This window comes from Fulvivirga aurantia (assembly GCF_009711475.1).
GTDB lineage: Bacteria > Bacteroidota > Bacteroidia > Cytophagales > Cyclobacteriaceae > Fulvivirga > Fulvivirga aurantia.
Map to the genome: position 1 here is coordinate 1 of NZ_SMMD01000801.1, position 8,761 is coordinate 8,761.

An 8,761-nucleotide genomic window follows, 5' to 3' on the forward strand; every position below is an offset into this window, starting at 1 on the left:
GATTCCATCCCTTGGAGGGATGGAATCAATAAAATTATAGACCAGTCTTATTAAGCCTTCGAGGCTTGGTAAGACTTAAAGGCTAACGAATAAAGGTATGACATATCCTGAACGAGATTCTTCGTTGCACTCAGAATGACGCTTCGATTTAGTGTACCTACTACCTGTGATATTAAGAATTAGTGTTTAGCATTGAGATTCAACCTCACCCTATCTCACGACACGTAGCTGGCCGTCAATTCTGGCTACATAAATTTTCATAAACGCTGAACCTCCATCGGCTTCCTCAGCATATATTAAAGGCTTGTCACCTTCAAGGGTGAGCTCCCATATCTTACCATCATTGTAAGAAACCGGTACGATTTGCTCTCGCTCAACTTTCTGCCATTGCGTATTGAATATATTATTGGCCAACACCTGCTCCATGTTCTCATACATAATAGAAGCATCTACAGAGAAAGCCTCTGCGGTATCTTCAATTTTTGGAGACATTTCTTCGATGAGCTTTTTTGTTTTCTTCGCACCAATCAGCGCTTGAATTTTTACTCCATATTCTTTTAGCTCATCAATGTCGGTAATTGGTGGCAAATGTTTGATGGTAGCGCTATAATCAAACTGCTCGTTATCAAACTTAAACTCCTCTCCTACACTATCAGTCACCATAAAATCGAAGGAGACAATGCCTTGTTTATTATCATCTGTCGATACCATTTCACCACCGCCATAAGCTGCGATATTTCCTTTTACAAAAGCATTCTCACCCTCCGGCATGGCTTCAATAGTCAATATATTGTCTTTCCCAATTAGAGAAAGGTTTACTGGTATTTGATTGGTAACCTGACCTTCATTATCTATTTCATAAACGGGAAATCCGTTGATATAGCAATTAATGGATACATTAGCTGAAGACACCTTCAAGTAATAAAATAGTTGTTCTTTTTCTTGCGCAGTTGCTACTATAGACAAACCAATGAGCGCCACTACCAGCCAATTCTTTCTCATATTATTAAGTTACGTATTTGAACGCTTGTATAGAAAACAAAAGTGGGGCCATTCTGATCTTAATAAACAAAAAAACTCAAAACTAATGCCTATTGAATTGGTTACATTTGCCTCACGTAAAACCAAAAACTGTTTCAAATGAAAATTTCCATGATTGCCGCTATTGCGGAAAACAATGTAATCGGTAAAAACAATGATATGATCTGGCACCTACCAGACGACATGCAGTATTTTATGCAGAAAACTACCGGTCATCATGTAATCATGGGTAGAAAAAATTTCGAATCGTTACCCCCTAAATACAGGCCTTTGCCCAACCGTACCAATATTATTATTACCCGTCAGGATGACTACGAGGCTGAGGGCGCCCTGGTAGTCAATAGTCTGGAAGAGGCGTTAGAAATAGCTGAGAAAAATGGTGAAAATGAAGCGTTTATCATAGGTGGTGGTCAGATTTATAACCTGGGATTGGGTGTGGCGCATATTATGTATTTAACAGAAATACATGAGGTTTTTGAGGGTGATGCCTATTTCCCGGAGTTTGATAAACTCAAGTGGAAAGAAGTTGAACGACTACCGCACCCTGTTGACCACAAACACAAGTATCCTTTTGACTTTGTACTCTACAAGCGAGCCTAAATCAGGTTTTTTTAAGTTGAATAGAAAGCACTATAGCTACAAGCAGCATAGCCATTAGAAAATACAGTAGCACCTGCAAACTAAAGGCTTCTGCTATGATACCGATGCCGGCAGTGAGTATGGTAAAAATCCCAATGACAGTATTGGCAAGGGAAACATATAGTGGTCTTTCTTTTTTAGGAGCATAATCAACCAAATAAGTTTTTCTGCTTAGTCGTGCACCCCCGTGGGCCATCACTATGAGGAAGAAAACAGGTGCATACGCATAAATGTGCTGCCATGAGTCGGGAAGCTGCTCGAAAAACGCAGCATACAGGCACGTAACTATTCCTAAAACAGCAACAACCGCCATTAATCCACGACTGCTTTTGTCGGCAAATTTTCCCCAAAACGGACTGCTTACTGCATTGGAAATACCAGTAACGATTACGAAGAGTCCCAGCCCCTGAAGGCTTGCATCCAATATTTCTCTGGCATATAAAATGAGAAAAGGCTGAGCCAAGGGTATGGCCATTAGCAGTGCTCGTGTAATCAGAAAATTTCTAAAATTCGTGTCTTCTTTTAATATTGTGAAGCCGTTTTTCAACTCCTGAATGGGAGTTCTCCCTCCTTCTTGTGCTCCTTTTTTCTCATCTATAGAGGCGAATAGTGCTGCTGCCAGCCACCACAATACTGCTGCAATGGCAAACAAGCCAACATAGACAATCTCAGATGTGTTTTCATTGAAGTAGAAATAGAAGATTAGACCTGCCACTACCGTGAGTACACCTCCACCAGTGGCTCTTAGTGCCAACAGTCGGCCGCGCTTACCTTTGGGTATCGTTTTGCCCATTACGTCTTTGAAGGCTATCGAACCCACCCCGCTGGCTACACTGTAAATAAACAAACCAGCTACAATCAGGTAACCTGCCAGATTCCCATCAAGTGCATAAATGACCCATGCCATCAGTGCCAGCATGATACCTTGCATAATCCCAGCCCCTGCCCAGAAGTACTTTCTCACAGCAAAAGCCCTTATTTTGGCTGATACGATCAGTTGTGGTAGAAGAGAACCGGCATTTTTGATAGGCACAAGCAGACCTGAAAGACCTACCGAGGCATTAAGCACTGACAGCACCCAAGGAATGACAACCCCCGGACTCGTTAACTGCTCGGCTAGCTTGGTACAAAAACCATTAAATGCATTTTTAAAAAAACTTCCCGGAGCCTCCTGACAGGCCTCCTCAGCTATTGCATCGCAGGCACGTGTTTCTCCATCGTCAGTTATTAGGTCGTAAGTTTTCTCGGCAATGTTTGTATCTTGAGGCATTCGAATTGATAAACAGCCTTTTTATAAAGAGTGTTATGACAAAGTTTAAAAACAAGGTAGTGTGGATTACCGGAGCTTCTTCAGGAATTGGCGAGGCCTTAGCTATCGAGCTCTCCAGGCAGGGAGCCAAACTGATCATTTCTGCACGGAGAAAAGAGGAGCTTGATCGTGTGAAAAACTTATGCAAAACACCAGCTGAAGTAGCTACACTTCCTTTAGACCTTACTTTTACAGATACCATGCATTTAGCGGTAGAAACTGCCCTACTCGCCTTTGGTCATGTTGATATTCTGATCAATAATGGAGGTGTGAGTCAGCGCTCATTAGCTAAAGACACGAAGCTGGAAGTTGATAAGAAGCTGATGGAAGTAAACTACTTTGGAACTATAGCTTTGACAAAGGCATTATTACCTCATTTTCTTGAGCGCAAAGCCGGACAAATTGCCGTTGTTTCAAGTTTGGTTGGCAAGTTTGGGACGCCCTATCGCTCAGGATATGCTGCATCAAAGCATGCTCTACACGGCTTCTTCGATGCGTTACGCGCAGAATTATGGAAAGACAATATTACGGTCACTATACTTTGCCCTGGTTTTATAAAAACCAATGTATCCGTAAATGCACTTACAGAAAGTGGTGAAAAACTTAATCAAATGGATGATGCCCAGGCCAACGGGATGAGTGCGGCTAAATGCGCAAAGAAAATGGCTAAAGCCATAAGGCGTCAGAAAAATGAAGTGTACATAGGCGGTAAAGAGATTTATGGCGTGTACCTCAAAAGGTTTTTCCCGGGGTTATTTGCCCGTGTAGTTAGAAAGGCTCAGGTAAGATGAGCAAATAAAAAACCTCACCAAACCGACTGGTATGGTGAGGTTTTGTGAATTCACATCTTACTACTCTCCCATTTCGCCCAGCAATACTTCTACAGCCTTCTTCAATTGTGGGTCTTCACCATTGGCCTTACTATCAGGCGCATTGTCTACAAGTACATCTGGCACAGCGGGTCCGTTTTCCATGTTTTCTCCAGTAGCTTTTACGTACCATGCTCTAAAAGGCATTCTCACATAAGAGCCATCGATTAAACCCTGACCCCCAGTTGAAATCACGGCACCAAAGGTAGGTTTGCCGACCAGCGTACCAATATCCAGCGTCTTGTAAGCGTGAGAGAAAATTTCTGCATTAGAGTAGCTACTTTCGTTACACATGGCTACCGATGGCTTAGTCCAGCTGGAAAGTGGCAAACGCTCACTGTAAGGATAGTAATCTCTGTACTTCTTATTTTCTTTCTGGAGGTCATCCACAGCGCCTCTAGGGATGGTGTAGGCATGTTGCTTTACGTTAAGCACGGTCATTAAATAATCGGTAGTCCAGCCGCCACCATTGTAACGCACATCGATAACAATCCCGTCTTTACCCAACCCGCTAGCCATAAGCTCTCGTTCAAATCGCTCAAAGCTTGTCATGTTCATGCCTCGAATGTGAATGTAACCTAATCGACCATTAGAATATTTATTGGTCAACTCAGAGCGCTCTCTCACCCACTCTTCGTAGAGATCTGTACTTATACTTCTTGATGGCCTGATCACCACTTCTCGTGACGTGCCCTGAGCATTTTCTACCTTAAGCAATACCTGATTATCTGTTTCCTCAGCAAATAGTGAGTAGAAATTTGTGTTCCCATCAATATCTTGCCCGTTGACAGCGGTAATTACTTCCCCTTCTCTCAATTGACTTTTAATCTTATCGGCAGGAGTATTTGGCACTACATGAGTTATCTCCACACCATTTTTTACGGGTTTTATTTCTATACCCAGTCGGCCAGTACTTTCTCTTTGTGTTTTCTCAGGATCTGAGCCATAAAGGCCCATATGACTGGCATTGAGTTGCCCCAGCATAATATTATACATGTACCTAAAGTCCTGCGTAGTAGAAGCGGTAAGCGCCCATGGCTTATATTTCTTTTTTAGTGCGTCCCAATCATTACCATGAAATTTAGGATCATAAAACCCTTCGTTGAGTGCACTCCATGCTTCTTCAAAAATCTGCTCTCTTTCTTCAGCGTAGTTTATCACCATAGAGGCACGATGTGGCAATCTGGTAGTTTTTTCTTTCTTGATTTTAGCCAACGAGCCGCGTGAGGTATAATAAATCTCATCCTCATCTGTATAATACCTTAAATTACCAGGTCTTGCACCTCCTTTGGTAAGCTGCTTTATTTCTTTACCGTCCCATTTCACTTCATAAAGATCACTGCCCTCATCAAGGCCTGTTGAGGTAACGAAATAGAATTTCTCTCCATCCTTAGAAATCACAACAGAGCCCTCGTTGCCAGGCATGGAAGTAACCTGAGCCAGCCTATCATGTATCCGCTCAAAGTCGATCACAATAGGTTTGACTTCCTTTTCATCTTTCTTACCCTCTTTCTTGGCATCTTCTTCGTTAGCATCTTCTTCCTCATCTTCGAAATAGTAACCCTCTTCTCGGTCGCGTTCGGTTTTCTCATACTCTTCCCGGTTGAGCCATACAAACCAAACATCATTGTCACCGCTATTTCGGTTAGACACAAAGCCTAATTTATTACCATCTGCACTCCAAAACGGCCCATAATCACCCCTTGGATGCATGCTTACATTTACAGGCTCCTTACTATTATCAGCCGCGTGTATGTATATTTCACTGTTAAAATTAAGGTCACTCAGTGAGTATGCCAGCCACCTGCTGTCAGGGCTCCAGGCCACACCACGAGGGTTCGACCAGCCATCAAGTAATGTTTTGGTATTAGAAAGTTTGCCCTTTTCATCTATTTCAGAAACCTTTAATATTCCTCTTCCGACCCCGTGAGCCACTTTCTTACCATCGGGAGAAACTGCTACAAACATTTCGTGCTCACCTGTTTTGGTAATTTTCTCAATATCTAGTTTTAGAGTTTTAAACAACTCTGGCTTACTGTCATCAGCTGACTTTGCCAGATAAATGTCCTTTTGACCGTCACGGTCAGAAATGAATAGCAAGGTTGAGTCATTGAGCCAGGCAGGTTGCTGATCACGGTAAGGGTGGTTGCTAATGTTTACACTGCGCTTTTTCTCCTTATCATTTTCCTTGACGAAAATCTCACCCCTTATTTCCATGGCTATGTATTTGCCGTTTGGCGAAACCACATAGTTACTTATGCCATTTGTAAAAGTCTTGCGCTCTTCCGGGTCAAAGCGATAATCAGCCTGAATATTTACTTTAATTTCCTCTGCACTGCCACCCTCCTTCATCTTATATAATGATGTTTTTCTTTCGAAAACAATCGTATTGGCCGCTATATCAAAGTGTCGGACCCCATCATCTTTAAAATTTGTGATCGCCTCTATACCACCACTTGCTTTGCCTTGTGCATCAATCGCCTGTTTCACAATATTATAGCGACCTGAAGTTGCGCTGATATAGTAAAGCGTGTTATCATCAGACCATCTGGGCAGATAGTCGTTCATCTCATTGTCAGTAAGCTGGTGATACTGATTATTTTTTGTATCATAAATCCAGATTTCATTATCAGCCGGACCTTTATACTGCTCCCGAGCCACTCTACATGCACCTCTAACGATCGCTATGAAACGACCATTAGGAGAAGCAACCGGCATGTCACCAACTGCATTTAATATACGCTCTGGTGTACCACCTGCTGGTGATGCTGCATAAATTTCAGCATCCCACTCTACCTGTCTAAATGCTCTTCGGGTAGTAAAAAGAATTTCATCATTACTCCAGCCATAGGCCATATCACCAGAAGAATGGTGTGTCAGCCTTTTAGGCACACCGCCATTGGCGATTACAGTAAAAACATCATTATTACCATAGCGAGCTCCTGTAAATGCTATTTGATCTCCTTTAGGACTCCAAACGGGATTAGACTCATAGGCCTCGTGAATAGTAAGTCTTCTTAGCTCACCACCATCTATATTCATCCGCCAGATATCACCTTGAAAAGAAAACGCCACGACATCACCCTGTGGGCTAATGGCTGGTGTTCGTAGCAGGTCTGAAGTATTTTGAGAATAAGAAAGACTGGTCATGCAGACCAATAACAGGAAAAGGATAATAGCTCGCATATTTTTATTGATTTTAAAACTTAAGGAGAATACTAAGTTAAAAACCATGTAGTTATTATTTAACCGCTATTCGACTGGCGGCAATATGCTTTTGTTAAAATAGCTGAGTGGCTTATCAAGGGTATACCAAATAATATTCTGTCTTTAACTAAACCAAAAATTAATTAAGTTAGCCGGAAAATTAGATCTATGGATATACCCTTACTAGACGCTGCATTACTTGTAGTTGTTGGTTTTGCTGCCGGTTTTCTAAACGTTGTTGCTGGCGGTGGCTCATTGATAAGTTTGCCGATATTGATTTTTCTAGGCTTACCTCCTGCGGTGGCCAACGCCTCTAACCGGGTGGCTATATTTTCTCAAAACATTTTTGGAATTCTAGGCTTCAAATCAAAGGGGGTTTCTGCCTTTCCATATTCACTATGGTTGGGTATTTCGGCACTTTTTGGGGCTATTATAGGTGCAAAGATTTCTGTAAACCTAGATGCCGATTTATTTAATAAAATTATAGCTATCATCATGATTATGGTAGTGGTGATGACAATCATAGGTCCTAAAGGCAACACCAACGAGGCTGATGAACGTACTGATTTAAAATCTACCATCATCGGTATTATCACTTTCTTTTTTATCGGTATTTATGGTGGATTTATACAGGCAGGTGTCGGGTTCTTAATTATGGCAGCGCTCACAGGCATCAATAAATTCAGCCTGGTAAAAACGAATAGCGCTAAAGTTTTTGTGGTATTTATATACACCATAGCTTCTTTGGGGGTATTTATTTGGGAAGATGTAATTGATTGGGAGTACGGTATTATTCTCGCTGTAGGTAACTCGCTAGGCGCATGGGTGGCTAGTCGTTGGTCTGTGGCCAAAGGTGATAAATGGATCAAGCGATTCTTAATTTTAGCTGTAACCGCTCTGGCTGTAAAGCTTTGGTTTTTCTAAAATAAAAGACATGGTTGAAATAATCGATCTGAGCATGGACGTGTACAATGGTATGCCAACCTACAAGGGCTTACCAGATGTAAAAATTGATGTGCATGCTACTCATGAGCAATGGCAGGGAGTTACAGACACTAAAAATTCCACACCTAGCGTCTATAAATTAGAAATGAGTGAGCATACAGGCACCCATGTAGATGCTCTTAACCACATGACCATTGCCAATAAAGGTCAATCAATTGACACCATGCCACTTACCACTTTCTATGCCAGAGGCATTTGTCTGGATCTTTCTGACAAAACGCCTCAACAGCTGATAGAAGTAGGAGATCTCAAAGCAGCTTGTGATAAAGATAACCTTGAAATCAAGCCTGGTGACACTGTTTTAATTTATACAGGTCATTATCGGAAATATTACGATACACCCAATTGGATTAAAGGCCCTGGCTTGAGTGCCAAAGCTACAGAGTGGCTAGGCCACCAAAAGATTGCAGCATTTGGTGTTGAAACCATGGCTCCCGGAGTCTCTGGAATTTCAAATAAAGATGTACATAGAATCTGCGGAGAGATGGGCTTTACACATTATGAAAATGTGATTAACCTGCACCTTCTGATAGGTCGGGGAGCATTTAGGTTTATTGGCTTTCCTATTAAAATTAAAGGAGGTACGGGGTCTCCTGTTAGGGCTGTGGCTATATTCGAATAAATAGCAACCTTACAATTGATTTGCTAGCCTCTTTTGTCTCTTTTTTCATTTTTTGTCTTGACACAAAAA

General features: G+C 41.8%; 7 protein-coding genes. 4 read left to right on the top strand and 3 right to left on the bottom strand.

What is annotated here, in order from left to right:
• Positions 1-210 precede the first annotated feature (210 nt).
• Positions 211-1,002, bottom strand: coding sequence for a hypothetical protein (locus E1176_RS10715; RefSeq protein WP_155210607.1), 792 nt, complete (start codon positions 1,000-1,002; stop codon positions 211-213).
• A gap of 138 nt (positions 1,003-1,140) precedes the next feature.
• Between E1176_RS10715 and E1176_RS10720 the strand changes: the two genes are divergently transcribed.
• The gene (locus E1176_RS10720; protein WP_155210608.1) at positions 1,141-1,641 is read left to right on the top strand and encodes a dihydrofolate reductase; all 501 of its coding nucleotides are present in this window, start codon (positions 1,141-1,143) and stop codon (positions 1,639-1,641) included.
• Position 1,642: 1 nt separating this feature from the next.
• Here the strand turns inward: E1176_RS10720 and E1176_RS10725 are convergent, their stop codons facing one another.
• Positions 1,643-2,950 (bottom strand): MFS transporter, encoded by a 1,308-nt coding sequence (locus tag E1176_RS10725; protein WP_155210609.1) that lies wholly within the window; start codon positions 2,948-2,950, stop codon positions 1,643-1,645.
• Between the two features lie 35 nt (positions 2,951-2,985).
• Here E1176_RS10725 and E1176_RS10730 point away from each other — a divergent pair, with 35 nt between their 5' ends.
• A complete protein-coding gene (locus tag E1176_RS10730) occupies positions 2,986-3,780 on the top strand; it encodes an SDR family oxidoreductase (RefSeq protein ID WP_155210610.1) in 795 nt (264 codons plus the stop codon).
• A gap of 60 nt (positions 3,781-3,840) precedes the next feature.
• On the opposite strand, the gene E1176_RS10735 is transcribed toward E1176_RS10730, so the two are convergent.
• Positions 3,841-7,044 carry a S41 family peptidase gene (locus E1176_RS10735; protein ID WP_155210611.1) on the bottom strand — a complete coding sequence of 1,068 codons (3,204 nt, stop codon included), beginning with the start codon at positions 7,042-7,044 and terminating at the stop codon, positions 3,841-3,843.
• Between the two features lie 189 nt (positions 7,045-7,233).
• Here E1176_RS10735 and E1176_RS10740 point away from each other — a divergent pair, with 189 nt between their 5' ends.
• Both E1176_RS10740 and E1176_RS10745 read left to right on the top strand, forming a co-directional pair.
• Positions 7,234-7,989, top strand: a complete 756-nt coding sequence (locus E1176_RS10740; RefSeq protein ID WP_155210612.1) for a sulfite exporter TauE/SafE family protein — start codon at positions 7,234-7,236, stop codon at positions 7,987-7,989.
• A 10-nt stretch (positions 7,990-7,999) separates the two neighbouring features.
• Positions 8,000-8,692 (top strand): cyclase family protein, encoded by a 693-nt coding sequence (locus E1176_RS10745; RefSeq protein WP_155210613.1) that lies wholly within the window; start codon positions 8,000-8,002, stop codon positions 8,690-8,692.
• The last annotated feature ends 69 nt before the right edge of the window (positions 8,693-8,761 follow it).